Origin of the sequence: Alcanivorax sp. DP30 (assembly GCF_009882945.1) — a bacterium.
Classification (GTDB): domain Bacteria; phylum Pseudomonadota; class Gammaproteobacteria; order Pseudomonadales; family Alcanivoracaceae; genus Alcanivorax.
Genome location: NZ_WTUY01000004.1, coordinates 563,032 through 578,170, shown reverse-complemented (window position 1 = coordinate 578,170; position 15,139 = coordinate 563,032). Strand labels below are relative to the sequence as shown.

9 protein-coding genes are annotated in these 15,139 nt (G+C 60.7%); 6 read left to right on the top strand and 3 right to left on the bottom strand.

Going from position 1 to position 15,139, the window contains the following annotated elements; translation table 11 throughout:
* The first annotated feature begins 199 nt into the window (after nt 1-199).
* The 6 genes from GQF00_RS08995 (at nt 200) to GQF00_RS08970 (ending at nt 9,043) form a co-directional block, all read left to right on the top strand.
* Nucleotides 200-3,469 carry a carboxyl transferase domain-containing protein gene (locus GQF00_RS08995; protein ID WP_161318816.1) on the top strand — a complete coding sequence of 1,090 codons (3,270 nt, stop codon included), beginning with the start codon at nt 200-202 and terminating at the stop codon, nt 3,467-3,469.
* A gap of 437 nt (nt 3,470-3,906) precedes the next feature.
* The gene (locus GQF00_RS08990; protein ID WP_161318815.1) at nt 3,907-5,253 is read left to right on the top strand and encodes a Na+/H+ antiporter NhaC family protein; all 1,347 of its coding nucleotides are present in this window, start codon (nt 3,907-3,909) and stop codon (nt 5,251-5,253) included.
* A 102-nt stretch (nt 5,254-5,355) separates the two neighbouring features.
* Nucleotides 5,356-6,234: a DNA ligase gene (locus GQF00_RS08985; RefSeq protein ID WP_370519477.1), complete on the top strand. Its 879-nt coding sequence runs from the start codon at nt 5,356-5,358 to the stop codon at nt 6,232-6,234.
* Nucleotides 6,235-6,333: 99 nt separating this feature from the next.
* A complete protein-coding gene (locus GQF00_RS08980; protein WP_161318814.1) occupies nt 6,334-7,722 on the top strand; it encodes a phospholipase D family protein in 1,389 nt (462 codons plus the stop codon).
* Between the two features lie 143 nt (nt 7,723-7,865).
* A complete protein-coding gene (locus GQF00_RS08975; RefSeq protein WP_161318813.1) occupies nt 7,866-8,309 on the top strand; it encodes a thioesterase family protein in 444 nt (147 codons plus the stop codon).
* A gap of 287 nt (nt 8,310-8,596) precedes the next feature.
* Nucleotides 8,597-9,043: a thioesterase family protein gene (locus tag GQF00_RS08970; RefSeq protein ID WP_161318812.1), complete on the top strand. Its 447-nt coding sequence runs from the start codon at nt 8,597-8,599 to the stop codon at nt 9,041-9,043.
* Between the two features lie 212 nt (nt 9,044-9,255).
* Here GQF00_RS08970 and GQF00_RS08965 read toward each other — a convergent pair whose 3' ends face one another.
* From GQF00_RS08965 to GQF00_RS08955, 3 genes are all read right to left on the bottom strand, one after another.
* Entirely contained in the window at nt 9,256-10,236 is a 981-nt protein-coding gene (locus GQF00_RS08965) for an NADPH:quinone oxidoreductase family protein (RefSeq protein ID WP_161318811.1), read from the bottom strand.
* A 264-nt stretch (nt 10,237-10,500) separates the two neighbouring features.
* Entirely contained in the window at nt 10,501-13,593 is a 3,093-nt protein-coding gene (locus GQF00_RS08960; RefSeq protein ID WP_161318810.1) for a penicillin acylase family protein, read from the bottom strand.
* Nucleotides 13,594-13,988: 395 nt separating this feature from the next.
* Entirely contained in the window at nt 13,989-14,834 is an 846-nt protein-coding gene (locus GQF00_RS08955) for a MerR family transcriptional regulator (RefSeq protein WP_161318809.1), read from the bottom strand.
* Nucleotides 14,835-15,139: the final 305 nt, after the last annotated feature.

The window sequence follows — 15,139 nt, the reverse complement described above, 5'->3', positions numbered from 1 at the left end:
AATTTCCCACCGCCGGTTTCCCGTGCAGGCACGCTCCCACAGAAATCCTTCCTTTCTTGCGGCTGCCGGCGGTGCAGGGCAGTAAGGTCACGAAGCCCGATTAACCGGATGCATGGCGGCCCATGCATGCCAATCAATGTCATCCCCCCTGCCAGCTGGCTACACTGTGGTCTTCGCGTTTCACCGCCTGGAGTTCGCCGTGTCTGTTTCGTTTACTGCCATCCTCATCGCCAACCGTGGCGAGATTGCCATTCGTATTGCCTCTGCCTGCGCGGATCTGGGGGTGCGTTCCGTGGGTGTGTATGCCCAGGACGATGCGGCCTCACTGCACGCCCGTCAGGTGGATGAAGCGGTGGCGTTGCCGGGGCGGGGTGTGCCGGCCTACCTGGATGGGGTGCAGTTGATTGCCATTGCCAGGGAGCAGGGTTGCGAGGCGATTCATCCCGGTTATGGCTTTCTGGCCGAGAATGCGGACTTTGCTGAGCAGTGTGCTGAGGCGGGCATTACCCTGATCGGGCCGGGGGCAGAGACATTGCGCCTGTTTGGCGACAAGGTGGCGGCCCGGGCACTGGCCGCCCGCTGCCAGGTGCCGCTGGTGCAGGGCACGGCGCAGGCGGTGTCGCTGGAAGCGGCGAAAGCGTTCATGGCGTCGCTGCAGGGCAGCGGGGTGATGATCAAGGCGCTCAGTGGTGGCGGCGGGCGTGGTATGCGAGCGGTGACTGACCCGGCAACGCTTGAGGCGGCCTATGCCCGTTGTCAGTCGGAAGCCAGGGCTGCCTTTGGTAACGATGCCGTTTACGTGGAGCAACTGGTCGAGTCTGCCCGACATATTGAAGTGCAGGTATTGGGCGACGGCAGCGGGGCGGTGAGCCATTTGTGGGAGCGGGACTGCACCCTGCAGCGCCGCCACCAGAAGCTGGTGGAGTTTGCCCCGGCCCCGGGCCTGGATGCGTCCCTGCGTGATCGCATCATCCACAGTGCCCTGACCCTGGCCGCCGAGGTGAAGTATCTCGGCATTGGCACCTTCGAATTTCTGGTGGAGCCAGACCAGGACCGCTTCTATTTCATGGAGGCCAACCCGCGGGTGCAGGTGGAGCATACCGTCACCGAGCAGGTCACCGGGGTGGATCTGGTGCAGACGCAGATTCATCTGGCGGCGGGGGCCAGCCTGACGGACCTGAATCTGGAAACCGCCCCGGCCTGTGAGGGCATGGCAGTTCAGCTGCGCCTCAACCTGGAAACCCTCACGGCCGATGGTAGTACCGCGCCGGCGGCAGGCACCCTCACCGCCTATGAGCCGGCCAGTGGCCCGGGCATCCGCGTGGACGGTTATGGCTACGCCGGGTACCCGGTGAGCCCGGCCTACGATTCCCTGCTGGCCAAGCTGATCGTCACCGGTTCGGATTACGGGTCAGTATTGCAGCGGGCCCGCCGGGCGCTGAAACAAACCCGCATTGACGGTGTGCAAAACAATCTGCCGCTGCTGCAGGCCTTGCTGGCCAGTGACGCGGTGCAGGCCAATGCGATAACCACGCGCTATGTGGAAAGCCATCTTGCCGAGTTGCTGGCGGCCCTGCCCGAGGCCTCTGCGGCATTGCCTGCGGTTGCCTCGGCTCTAGCCATGGAAACCGTGGCGACGCCGACAGGCTGCGATGCCTTGCTCAGCCCCACCACCGGAGTGTTGGTGTCCCTGCTGGTGCAACAGGGTGACACCGTGCAGGTGGGTCAGGTGGTGGCGGTGCTGGAAGCCATGAAGATGGAATTCGAGGTGCGCGCTGCCACGTCCGGTCGGGTGCATAGCCTGGCCGCCGCAGAGGGGGATGCCCTGAACGACGCTACGCCGCTGCTGTTTGTGGAACCCGGTGAAGTGGAAGGCGATGCCATCGCCACGGAAGAAAGCGTGGATCTGGATCATATCCGCAAGGATCTGGCGGAGGTGCTGGATCGCCATCAGGCCATCAGCGATGAAGGCCGTCCCCAGGCGGTGGCAAAGCGCCACCGCAAGGGCAAGCGAACTGCCCGGGAAAATCTCGACCATCTGCTCGATGCGGGCAGCTTCCAGGAATATGGCGCCATGGCCCTGGCGGCCCAGCGCCGCCGTCGCAGTGCCGAGGAACTGCAGGCCATGAGTCCGGCGGACGGGTTGATTGGCGGCACCGGCACGGTCAACGCGGATCAGGTGGGCGAGCAGGCCGCGCGGGTGATGGCCATGAGTTACGACTACACCGTGTTTGCCGGTACCCAGGGAATGATGAATCACAAGAAGACCGATCGCCTGTTGCAGCTGGCCGGTCAGTGGAAGATGCCACTGGTGCTGTTTGCCGAGGGCGGCGGCGGGCGCCCGGGGGATACGGATTTTGTCGGCGTGGCCGGACTGGATTGCCATACCTTTGCAGCCATGGCGGCGCTGTCTGGTCAGGTGCCACTGGTGGGTATCGGTTCGGGTCGCTGCTTTGCCGGTAACGCCGCCCTGTTGGGCTGCTGCGATGTGATCATCGCCACCGAAGATGCCTCCATTGGTATGGCCGGGCCGGCCATGATCGAAGGCGGTGGCCTGGGGCGCTTTACCCCGGAAGAGGTGGGGCCGGTCAGTGTGCAGGCGGCCAACGGGGTGGTGGATGTGCGAGTCCGCGATGAAGCCGAGGCGGTGACCGTGGCCAAACAGTACCTGTCCTATTTCCAGGGCTCGGTGGCGGACTGGCAGGCGGCGGACCAGCGCGAGCTGCGTCACCGCATTCCGGAAAAACGCACCCGCGTGTATGACATGCGTCGGGTCATCGAGACGCTGGCCGATACCGGTTCGGTGCTGGAACTGCGGCGGGCGTTTTCCCCCGGCATGATCACCGCGCTGGTTCGCATCGAAGGCAAGCCGTTCGGCCTGATCGCCAACGATCCCCAGCACCTGGGGGGTGCCATTGACGCAGTGGGCGGCGACAAGGCGGCGCGCTTTATGCAGCTGTGCGAAGCCTTCGGGTTACCCATGGTATCCCTGTGCGACACCCCCGGTTTCATGGTCGGGCCGGAAGCAGAAAAGCAGGGCACGGTGCGCCATGTGTCGCGCATGTTCGTCACCGCCGCCAGCCTTACCGTGCCGTTCTTTACTCTGGTGCTTCGCAAGGGCTATGGGCTGGGCGCCCAGGCCATGGCGGCGGGCAGCTTTCATTCGCCGTTGTTCACCGCCGCCTGGCCCAGCGCCGAGTTCGGCGCCATGGGGCTGGAAGGGGCGGTGCGATTGGGGTTTGCCAAGGAGTTGGCGGCCCAGCCGACCCCGGAGAAACAGCAGCGCCTGTTCGACAAGCTGGTGGCCAAGGCCTACCAGCAGGGCAAGGCCCTGAACATGGCCAGCTTCCTGGAGATCGATGCGGTGATTGATCCCGGGGAAAGCCGCCAGTGGTTGCTGCGCGGGTTGAATGCGTCAGGGTTCAAGACCGGTCGGCACGGTGGTCGACCGTTTGTGGATACGTTCTGAAAAGGCGAGCAACGCGCTTCGAGCTGCGAACACCCAGGCCGAAGTCGCTGTAGGAGTTCCCTTCCAGGGGACGAACCGAGCGCAGCGAGGCGACAGAGAGTCACGGCAGCCATCTTTTTGAAACCTGTCGGGCTTTGCCGTCCCTGATCGCCCTGCTCGATCCCGCGTTTGCCCGCGGTTCGCGCCTCAAGCGGCGCGCCTCAGTGCTTTCGCGTGCAGGCACGCTCCCACAGAAAACCTTCCTTTCTTGCGGACGCCTTGTGATTGAGATGTGGGAGCTTGCCTGCAAGCGAAATCCATAGCGCCTACGGTGGATTGGCGCCGATCTATCGCTGTTCGTCCCCTGGAAGGGAACTCCTACAGGAAGAGAGACGCTGCTACCGACGTGCTGACGAAATCTCTACACTGGGCCGATCATTGATTGATCGGGGCCTTCCATGACAGAACCCATGACGCCAGCGGCGCCTTCTCCACGGGCCTGGCCACTGATTCCGCTGCTGTTTTTTCTGGTGGTGTTTCTCGGTAGCGGGCTTTACTACACCTCCACCGGTACCGACTTCGCGTTCTACCAGATCAAGGCGCCGGTGGTGGCCATGGTGGCCATTGTGTTGTCCATGCTGATGGCGCGGGTGGCCGGCCAGCGGATCAACGCCAGTGTGGACCGGCTGCTGACGGGTATTGGTCACCCCAATCTGCTGCTCATGTGTCTGGTGTTCCTGCTCGCCGGGGCCTTTGCCAGTGTCAGTGACAGTATCGGCAGTGTGGACGCCACCGTGCAGCTGGGGCTGACCATCATCCCTGCCGAATGGGTATTGCCCGCCCTGTTCCTGATTTCTGCCTTTATCGCCACGGCCATGGGCACTTCCATGGGCACCATTGCGGCCACGGCTCCCATTGCCGCCGGTTTTGCCGGGGCAACGGAACTGTCCATGCCGCTGGCACTGGGTGCCGTGGTGGGCGGCGCCATGTTTGGCGACAACCTGTCGATGATTTCCGATACCACCATTGCGTCCACTCGCAGCCAGGGCGTGTCGTTGAAGGACAAGTTCCGCGTCAACATCTGGATTGCCGTGCCGGCGGCGGCGCTGACGGTGCTGTTGCTGATCGTGCTGGGCGGCGGTGAGCACCAAGTGGAAGCGGAGCCCTTCCGGTTTGCGCTGGTGGTGCCCTACCTGCTGGTGTTCGGGTTGGCGCTCTGTGGCCTGAACGTGCTGGCGGTACTGATCGTGGGCATTGTTACCGCCGGGGTTACCGGCATGGTGATGATGCCGGAATACACACTTGCCAGTATGAACGGGGCCATCTACACGGGCTTCGAGGGCATGTTCGAAATCATGCTGTTGTCCATGTTGATCGGTGGGTTGTCCCAGTTGATGACCGACCAGGGCGGGACTCGCTGGGTGATCGAACGGATTCATGGCTTGACCCGCTGGCTCAAGTTGCCGTTGCAACGGGCCGGGGAAGTGGGCATTGCACTGCTGGTGGTGTTCGCCAATATCTTTGTGGCCAATAACACCGTGGCCATTGTGCTCACCGGTGAAATGGCCCGGGATATTGCCAACGATCATGGCGTGGATCTGCGCCGTTCTGCCAGTGTGCTGGATATCTTTTCCTGTGTGGTGCAGGGGCTGATCCCCTACGGTGCCCAGGTGCTGCTGGCGTGTTCCATCGCCAAAATCTCACCGCTGGCGTTGATCGGCAGCATTCACTACTGCTGGTTGCTGGCTATCGCAGGCATGGTGGCCATTGTCCTTAATCGCCCCAGGCTGAAAGCGTCGGCGTGACGGGGCCATTTTCCTACAAAAAACGCCCCAGCCTGCCTACAGGCGATCGCTTCTGGTTCTGTCAGAGTCCGTGCTTTGCTGACAGCGCCAGGGAGGTGCGCCGTGTCTTTACTCTATCGTTTCAGCTATCGCCTGCTGATGTTGCTGGTGATGGTTTCGCTGGCAGCTACCACAGTGGCCGGCCCGGCGGATCTTCAACTGGCGGACAACTACCGTCAGGGCATGTCGCTGGAGGGTTACTGGGTTAGTGAAAAACTGGACGGGGTGCGTGCCCGCTGGGATGGCCACGCTCTGTACAGTCGAGGCGGCTACCGCATCGCGGCGCCGGACTGGTTCACCCGCGGGTTTCCCCCGCAGCCACTGGACGGCGAACTGTGGATGGGAAGAGGCACGTTTTCCGCAGTGTCTGCGGCGGTGCGGCGGCTTGAACCGGACATGGCGGAATGGCGCAAGATCCGCTTCATGATCTTTGATTTGCCCGCCAGCCAGGCGCCTTTCAGTGAGCGCATTGACGCCATGAAGCAACTGGTGCAAGACAGTTCTTCCTATACGCTTTCCATGATCGAGCAACAGCCTGCCACCAGTCATGTGGCACTGATGCACCAGCTTGACAAAGTGACCGCCCGGGGCGGTGAAGGGCTGATGCTGCACCATGGCGAGAGTCTGTATCATGATGGCCGTAGTCAGGCCCTGCTCAAGGTGAAGACCTGGGAAGATGCCGAAGCCTGGGTGGTGGCGCACCGGGAAGGCAAGGGAAAATATCAGGGTATGCTGGGGGCGCTGGTGGTGAAAACCCCGGATGGCCGCCGCTTCAAACTGGGCAGCGGTTTCAGTGATGAAGAGCGCGCCAATCCACCGCCGGTGGGCAGTCGGGTTACCTACAAATACTATGGGCTGACCACCAACGGTCTGCCGCGCTTTGCCAGCTTTCTGCGAATCAGGCCCGGGTTTGCGGACAACAACACCGTCGCCATGGATTGACCTTTAGATCCCTTGAGCCGGACCCCGCTTTACTGCATGGTGGGATGTTAAAGTCTGCCAAGGTTAATTGTCTGCCATGTATCGTGTTCCGGAGGGGCTGTGGAACCCCTGACTGCGCCGCTTTCTTCCCTGTCCCTGGTGGCGGACAGCGATCAGGCGTTTACCCTTCGGGTCACCCTGGCACGACTCGCCACCCGTACTCTCGATGTGCAGTATTACATCTGGGATGACGATACCACCGGCAAGCTGCTGATCTATCGGGTGCTGGAAGCGGCGCGACGCGGCGTGAAGGTGCGCATGTTGCTGGATCATGCCAACCAGCTGGGGCGAGACGTAAAGTGGGCGGCCCTGGATGCCCATCCCAATATCGACGTACGCCTTTTCAATCCTTTCCATGGCCGATTCAAGCATTTCCATCAATGGCTTTATCACGCGCCGCTGCTCAATCACCGCATGCACAACAAGGCCTGGATTGCTGATGGCGAGCGTTGTCTGGTAGGTGGGAGGAATATTTCCGATCACTATTTTGGGGTGAATCCGGCCAGCAACTTTCGGGACCTGGACTGGTTTGCCAGTGGGCCAATTGCGGCAGATACCCGCGATGCGTTTGATGTCTATTGGCACAGTGATCTTGCCATGCCGCTGAAAACCCTGCGTCGCTATCGACCCGAGCGAGCGGAGCGTGCCTGGCGATGGCTATCGCAATGGCGGCGAACATTAAAAAACTATCCGTATATATTTCCTCAGGATGAAAATTTTTTTCTGAATTATCTGGCGAAGCAGGAGGCCTTGTGTGAACAGGCCCCTGCAGTATTGTTGTTCGATAGTCCGGAAAAAGCCGCAGGCGAAAAACTGTCGATGATGGGGGATCAGTTGGCGCAGCTCCTTGATCGGGAGGACCATCGTGAGTTACTGCTTGAAGCCAGCTATTTTATCCCCGGTGATGATTTTGTTGCGGCACTTTCCCGGCTGAAACAACGCGGCGGCCGTGCCGCAGTGCTGACCAACAGTTTGGCGACTAACGATATCATTGCAGCACATGCAGGCTATGCACCGTATCGACAGGCTTTGATTAAAGGGGGCGTGGAGCTGCATGAACTGCAGCCCCATGCCCGCACCATGAAGCGCCAGTTTCGCCTTCTGCGCGGCCGGTCACTGGCCAGCCTGCACACCAAGGCCATGGTGCTGGATCGGCGGGAAATCTTTATTGGTTCGTTCAATATGGATCCGCGCTCGCTGCATCTCAATACGGAGATGGGGTATTACGTGGTATCAGAATCACTGGGAAAACAGGTGGCGGAATTTATTGAAGAAGGATTGTCACCGGTAAACAGTTATCGACTGGAACTGGAAAAAAACTGGCTGCGCTGGGGTGGCGTGGACGAGGAGGGAGTGCCCGTACTGCTCAAGAACGAACCCCGTGCGAGCATGCTCCGTCGCTTGCTGGCCGCGTTTCTTTCTCGTCTTCCCATTGCTCGATTTTTTTAGAAAAGAAACGGTTTCGAGTTTTGTGACGCGAGTTTCGAAAGTCAAAATCCGACGGCTGACCATTAAAATATTTCGCAACTCGAATCCTGAACTTTCTTTTTGCTCATGAATTATGAGCGCCTGCGGACAAGGATAAACTTCTAATGACAGCAGCATTCTGTTTTCGATTTCGGGTTCGCTATAACGAATGTGATGCCCAGCAAGTGGTGTTCAATGCACGCTATGGCGATTACGTGGATATCGCCATGACGGAATTTTTTCGTGCGCTGGGCTGTGACTACAACAGCATTCTTGCGCAGGGGCTGGATAATCAGGTGGTCAAGCTGACCACGGAATGGCAATCGTCAGCGCGGTTTGATGATGTGCTGGACGTGTTTGTCTCAGCCATTCATATCGGAAACACCTCCTTCACGCTGCAGGCCGATATTCGACATGCAGATGAAAACAGAGCAATTGCAAAGTCTGAAGCGGTGTACGTGATGATGACCACGGAACCCTTTGCGAAAACCCCGGTGCCAGACTGGTTGCGGCAAAAGTTGCAGACCGGTGCGCCGGCAGAGGTGATTGATCAGAGTGGGCGCCGGTAACGTAAGACCCGGACCTCTTGCTGTTCCGTCCTGCATCGCTGCGCGTGTCTTGAGGACTTCAATATCGATCTGCGTTCGCTACATCTGAATACCAAAATGGGCTACTATGCGGCGTCTGAAATCGCGGGCAGTGGTTGCCCTTTATTGAAGAGGGACGGTGATAACCATGACGGTTCCCGGTTCCCGATGGTCCGCCACCCGCGACAACCTGCCTCTTCCCTTGCGAGCATCGTTATTCGATTTGCGCATTTTTCAGGTGGCTTCGTACAAATGTTTTGGAGAATGTTATGCCCCAACCGTTCTGCTTCCGGTTTCGGGTTCGCTATAACGAATGCGATGGCCAGCAAGTGGTGTTCAATGCCCGTTACGCGGATTACATTGACATCGCCATTAAGGAATTCATGCGAGCCCTGGGATGCGACTATAAACAACTTCAGGCGAGAGAGCTGGATAATCAGGCCGTAAAGCTGACCATAGAGTGGCAATCTTCCGCGCGCTTCGATGATGTGTTGAATGTATTTGTTTCAGTGAAGAAACTGGGCAATACCTCGTTCACCCTGCAAGCGGATATTCATCATGCGGATGAGGGGCGATCAATCGCTACATCGGAAGCGGTGTATGTGATGATGACCGCCGAGCCGTTTGAGAAAACGCCGGTGCCCGACGACCTTCGTGAAAAATTTCAGACCGGTGCGCCGGGGACGATCATCGACCAGAGCGGATGTGCTCGCTAGGCACACTGGCGGCGTGTTAGGTCTGCCTGGGGAGAGCAGGTTTTCCGTCGAGCATACGAAGACTCTGTGGTGAATGGAGTTTTCCTTGCGCGCCTTTCGCGTGCAGGCCGCTCCCACAGGGGCGTGGTATTGGTTAGCTGTAGGAGCTTGCCAGCAAGCGAATGATCGCCTGCAGGCAGGCTCCTACAGTATCGGTTTTCGAGGCTGGTGCCTTAATTGCCAGACACTTCCAGCACCACCTTGCCTTTCGCGGTGCGGGAGGTCAGCGCGGCCAAAGCCTGTTCGTAGTCCTCGAACTTGAACACCTGGCTGATGCGCGGCTTGATCTTGCCCTGACCGAACAGCTGGAACAGTTCCATGATGTTCTGCATGTTCACCATGGGTTCCTGCTGGGTGAAGGCGCCCCAGAATACGCCGACGATGGAACAGCCCTTGAGCAGCGCCAGGTTGGCCGGAATTTTGGGGATGTCGCCGGCGGCGAAGCCGACGATCAGCAGGCGGCCGTTCCAGGCCATGTTGCGCAGGGCTGCTTCGGTGAACTTGTCGCCCACCGGGTCGTAGATCACGTCCACGCCTTTCGGGTAGCGTTGCTTGAGCGCGTCCTTGAGGTCTTCTTCGGCGTAGTTGATCAGGTCGTCGGCACCGGCTTCCTTGGCCACGGCCAGTTTCTCGGCGCTGCTGGCGCAGGCGATCACGGTGGCACCCATGGCCTTGCCCAGTTCCACGGCCGCCAGACCCACGCCGCCACTGGCGCCCAGCACCAGCAGGGTTTCTCCGGGTTGAATGTTGGCGCGTTGTTTAAGAGCGTGATAGCTGGTGCCGTAGACCATGGTGAAGGCCGCAGCGGTGTTGTCATCCATGCCATCCGGTACCGGGATCAGCTGGTTTTCCGGTACCAGCACTTCCTCGGCAAAGGCGCCGTAACCGGTCAGACCCATGACCCGCTGGCCAGGCTGGTAGCGCTTCACGCCTTCGCCTACGGCGATGACTTCCCCGGCCATTTCTCCGCCTGGGGAAAATGGCAGCTCCGGCTTGATCTGGTATTTGCCCTCAATGATCAGGGTGTCCGGGAAGTTCAGGCCTGCGGCCTTCACTTTCACCTTTACCTGCCCCTTGCCCGGCTCGGGGGAGGCGATGTCCTCAATCACCAGTTTGTCGGCGGTGCCCAGTTCCTTGCACAAAATCGCGCGCATGCGTTGCTCTCCCGGAAATCGTTTTTATAGAAGGGGAACGCTAACGCTGATGGGGGGATTAGACAAATGCATGTGACGCATTGAGGGGGATAAATGGGGGTAATGAGATACAAGCTTCAAGCCTCAAGCTACAACGCGGTTGAAGTTGTAAGTGTTTCCAATGCTGTGCCCGCGCTTGGCGGTAAGGCGCGGGCACATAGGTTAAAACATCTGAACCCTGTCCCGCGCCTTGCAGCTTGAAGCTTGTGGCTTGCAGCTGCCCCTTTACCGATGCCCGGTGAACTCCACCACCTGCTGGAAGGTGGGGCGGTTCTGCCAGTGGATGGCGGGGACGGTGGCCAGGCCGATGGCGCGATGCTGGATCTGGTCCTGGCTTTCGTCCACGTTCCAGCTGTCCATGGCGGCGATGCCGCCCAGTTGCTCGATGGCCTGGTTGAGGCTGTCTGCCAGAGCATCCCGGCAGGCGCTGCTGTTATCGGTGTCCGCACAGCGCAATGCCTGGTAGGGGCTGGCGCTGGTGCCCAGGGCCTGTTCCAGCACCCGCTCCAGATAGCCGTAGTAGCCATTGTTGTAGGCGGAGCCACCGGCACCGGGTTTGTTGTCGCGGCCCATCAACGACAGGTTCTGGCCATCCACGTCTTCCACAGCGGTGATCTGTGGCAGCAGGGTATCGATCATCAGCGGATACCAGGCATCCATCAGGGCGACTGCTGCTTCCTCATCGTAATTACCGTTGCCGTCCCGGTCACGGCGCATGGCACCGTTGGCCACCCAGTCGTGCATCAGGCGGATAGCGCTGTCCTGGTCGCCGGTGACGGGCGCCGTTTCCAGCAGGGCCAGCGCAGGGGGAAGGATTTCCTGCCCGCGAAGATCCACGGTGGCGGCATCGCCCATGGCTTCCACCATGCGTGCCCGAGTGACGCTGCCCTCTTCCACCAGCTGTTGCAGACGCACATCAAGAATGTCGTTGCGATGGGCGGAACCATAGGGGGCGTGGGCGTCGGCAGCCCACCAGTCACGGGCCGGCCGGTTGTTCCAGCTGGCCAGGTAGCCACGCTCGGGGTTGCTGGCCTGGGGATGGGCCTGTTGCGGCAGGAAGCCGTTCCAGTCGTATTGGCCATTGCCCCAGCTGGGCAATTCCGGGTGTATGCCGGCGGCGCGCTGGGGATAGTCGCCGGAGTGGAAATAGGCGATGTCGCGGTCGTCGATGTAGAACCAGTTAAAGCTGCCGGTGGTGTTGTAGAAGGTGTCGTAGAAGCTCTGCACATCGTGCACATCGTTACGGGTGGCCTGCAGGAACGGCAGGGCGGTATCCAGCTCGGCGTTGTAAGTACTGCGCTGGCGGGTTACCGCCACCGGCATGCCGCCCACGGTGGCAAAACCGATCACCGGGCCGTATTCCGCGGTGCGAATCACCCGGCGGGTGACAGCCTCATTCTGGCCGATGGCCTGCGGATCGGTGGACGACGCCAGGTTCCAGCGAGCAACCCACTGTTCATCGATCACGTCGAAGGGCTGGCACTGGCCATTGACCTGGTAGCCGCCTTCGCCATGGTCAGGTGCGTCTGCCGGCTGGCAGCGCTGCACCACGCGCACGTCGGTAAGGTCGGAACTGCCGGACGTGGCGCTCCAGGCGAAGTCCGGGCCGCGGCCGATGACCACATAGGGCAGGCCGGTAAAGGTCATGCCACGGGTATGAATATCACCACCATGAATGGCCATTTCCAACAGCAATTGCGGGACGAAGTAGCTGGTTTGCGGGCCGAACACGGCCAGCGGCTGGCCGCTGGCAGAATGTTCGGCGTTGAGCAGCAGGGCGTTGGACATGGTGGAGGGAAAGCCCTCGCGCAGCCCGGTGATGCCGGTCTGGATGGCGGCTACCCGTTGCAGGGTGGCCTGCCGTTGCTCGTCGCTGAGTGCTGCCTCGTCGCCGAACAGGGTTTCCAGTTGCCGGCCCAGATGCGCCCATTGCTGGTTCAGATCGGCGCCCCCGCCGTCCAGAAAGGACAGGGACAGGATCCCGCCAAGCAGATCGCCCACGGTGTCCAGCAGGCCACCAACCACACCGGTGCCGGGCAGGGCCGGTATGTTGCCCAGTGGTTCCGGGCACTCCGGCTGGCCGGGGCGGCCACAGGGTTCGTGGCTGAGCGGCTGGTAGCTCTGGAAGGAGCCGGCATCGAACATTACGGCACCGGGAAACTGGCCGGCCAGCTGGCCGCTGAGTGGACACAGATCCGGCAGGGTGGGCGGCGACTGGGTGGCAAAGGAATCGGTGGTGGTGACGGAGGATTCCGGATCATTGCCGTGGCGCAGATCCTGCCACAGGGCGCAGGCGGCTTCGGCGCTGCCGGTCTGATCCTGCAGGGCCTGAAGCAGCAGCACGTTCTTGTGCTCATCGCCGCCGCCGCCGGCGAAGATACCCTGGATCAGGGTGGCGATGGCCACCACATCCTCAATCACGAAGGGCTCCAGTTGAACGCCAAGCGCCACGTATTCCACGGGCACTTCCAGCAGACCGCTGCGGGCGTCCGCCACGTACTGATTCAGCCCGGCCACATAGTCGGTGGCGTCATCGAAGACCTGGGCGCCATCGTCACCGAAGCGGGCGATGGTCTTGCCAATCATGGCGGTGCGGTCGGCCTCACGGTAGGGAGCGTTCACGGCGATGTCTTCATCAAAGGAAAAATCGGCGGGGCCAAGGAAACGGGACAGTTCACCACGCCCGGCACGGCGCAGCACATCCAGCAGGAAGAGCCGGTCAGCCGCGGTCACATAGCCTGCCCCGAACAGCGCATCCCGACGAGTGTCGCCGAAGATATGCGGCACGCCGAAGCTGTCGCGCTTGATATCCACCTGGTAGCTGGCGGCTTCGATGGTCTGTTCGCTCTGCCAGTTGCCGGCCTCGGCGCTGACCAGCGGCGCGGCCTTGAAATAGTCCAGCAACTGGTCGTCGGTCAGGCCGGGTTCGCTGCGTACCAGGGCATCATAAAGCCCCAGCTGGTCATCGAAATGGGGTTCCTTGCTCAGTGCCGGCACCAGCCCGGTCTCGGCCACCAGATCATCGAACAGGGTGCTGACCAGATCGCCGAGACCGGGGATATCTGTGGTCAGACTGCTGATCCCGCCAATGTCATCCTGACCGGGGGGCAGGATATTGAGCACGGTGCCGTAGTCGGCAAAGGGCGTTGTCAGCCCGGATGGGCGTTCTTCCGGCCCTGTCGGCGTGACAGGCGTCTCGGGCTGGTTGGGGGTGGGGGTGTTGGCGACCGGGGCGGGATTGTTGCTTGAACTTCCACCGCCACAAGCAGCCAGACAGCTGGCGGCAAGCAGGGCACAGATAATGCGAGCAGGTATCATGGTGCTCTCTCCTCGGGATCTTGTTGTTGTGATGCAAAAAAGCACGATCGTCCCAAGAGTGGCGCGCTGGATAGGGTTTGTGGAGAGCGGGCAACAAAACAGCAAGAAAAGACTACCAACCGCAAAATAGTGATGAGCCATGAGCCATGAGCCATGAGCCATGAGCTGCGAGCTATGAGTCGCGAGGGAGGGCGTCAGGTGGGGAAGTGTGATGTGCCCGCGATTATGGGAATGTGCGGCAAGCTACAAGCTTCAAGCTGCAACGCGGATCAGGACGGTGGGTTTTGAAACGCCGTGCCCGGCGCGCCCCGGTAATGGTGTGGGCAGAGAGGTGCAGGACAGGAAAACCTGGCCCGCGACTCGTAGCTCGAAGCTCAAGGCTCGTAGCTGTCTTCTCAGCCGTTCTTCTCGATATGCGCCAGCACGTTGGCCAGGCGGTCAACGAGGATCTTGTTGATGCTCTTTTCCAGCACCCGGCCCAGCTCGTCGCTGACCACGGCATCGGCCAGAGGGCGGATGCGGGTGATGAAATCGGCCAGCTTGGGCACGTCTTCCCCTTCTGGCAAGGCTTCGTCACCGTATTTCTCGTCCACCAGGTGGTGAATGATCATGCCGATGAAACGCTCGGCCAGCTTGTCCACTTCTTCACGGACCAGGGTCACGTGGGTGAGGACCGCATCCAGCGGCACGCCAGCTTCGCTGAGCTCTTTTCCGGCGTTGTAGATACGCGGATAAGGGATGCGCAGGCGCATGCCTTCGGGAATGATATAGCCCAGTTTCACGGCCTTGGTCATTACATCCGGGGTGATGTCTTCGCCAAAGTCGTTGAGCAGATCCTGGTAGTCCAGGTAAGACGGAACGCTGGGGGTTTGCCAGCTGGTGACGGCCACTTCCAGGCCGAGAATATCGTTGAGTTCCCGGCCCTGTTCCCAGGCGCTGAGCAGATCGCGGATATTATTGAGGGTATACCCCCTTTCCAGCAGGGCGCCGATGATCTTCAGGCGCGCCAGATGCACGTCGGTATAGATACCGGTGCGGCCGCGCTTTTCCGGCGACGGCAAAATGCCGCGGTCCTGATAGGCGCGCACGTTACGCACTGTCGAACTCCCCTCGCGGGCCAGTTCGTCAATGGTGTATTCCTTGTGATTGCCGGCTTCGGCCGGGGCTTCCTCTGCGTCAGGCTGGGTATATTTCTTCAGGCTGCGCAGGATGGCTGCAGGGTTACGGTCACTGGATTTCATGGTTGCGATGATAGCCCGGTTTTTGCACAGGCGCTAGAACGTGAGAGGCAACACGCAACATGCATCACGCAACAACGCGGGGAAGGTCGGGGCTCACCCCGGATGTCCGCGCTGCGGGCCTGTGGGTGCGACCGCGATATTCCACTTTTCTTCAGTTACTTCGTGGATGTGTGGGGGGAGGCGAGTTTCCAGGTGCGAGGTGTGAAGGTCAAAAACATGGCATCTGTTAACCCCCGCTGTGGGAGCTTGCCTGCAAGCGATGGGGGCCTGATCAAGTCTCTATCGCGTGCAGGCACGCTCCCACA

What these genes read in the sequence shown, in the direction of transcription:
- GQF00_RS08990 (WP_161318815.1), top strand. Translation starts at nt 3,907, where the DNA reads ATGACAGAACCCATGACGCCAGCGGCGCCTTCTCCACGGGCCTGGCCA.
- GQF00_RS08975 (WP_161318813.1), top strand. Translation starts at nt 7,866, where the DNA reads ATGACAGCAGCATTCTGTTTTCGATTTCGGGTTCGCTATAACGAATGT.
- GQF00_RS08970 (WP_161318812.1), top strand. Translation starts at nt 8,597, where the DNA reads ATGCCCCAACCGTTCTGCTTCCGGTTTCGGGTTCGCTATAACGAATGC.
- GQF00_RS08965 (WP_161318811.1), bottom strand. Translation starts at nt 10,236, where the DNA reads ATGCGCGCGATTTTGTGCAAGGAACTGGGCACCGCCGACAAACTGGTG.
- GQF00_RS08960 (WP_161318810.1), bottom strand. Translation starts at nt 13,593, where the DNA reads ATGATACCTGCTCGCATTATCTGTGCCCTGCTTGCCGCCAGCTGTCTG.
- GQF00_RS08955 (WP_161318809.1), bottom strand. Translation starts at nt 14,834, where the DNA reads ATGAAATCCAGTGACCGTAACCCTGCAGCCATCCTGCGCAGCCTGAAG.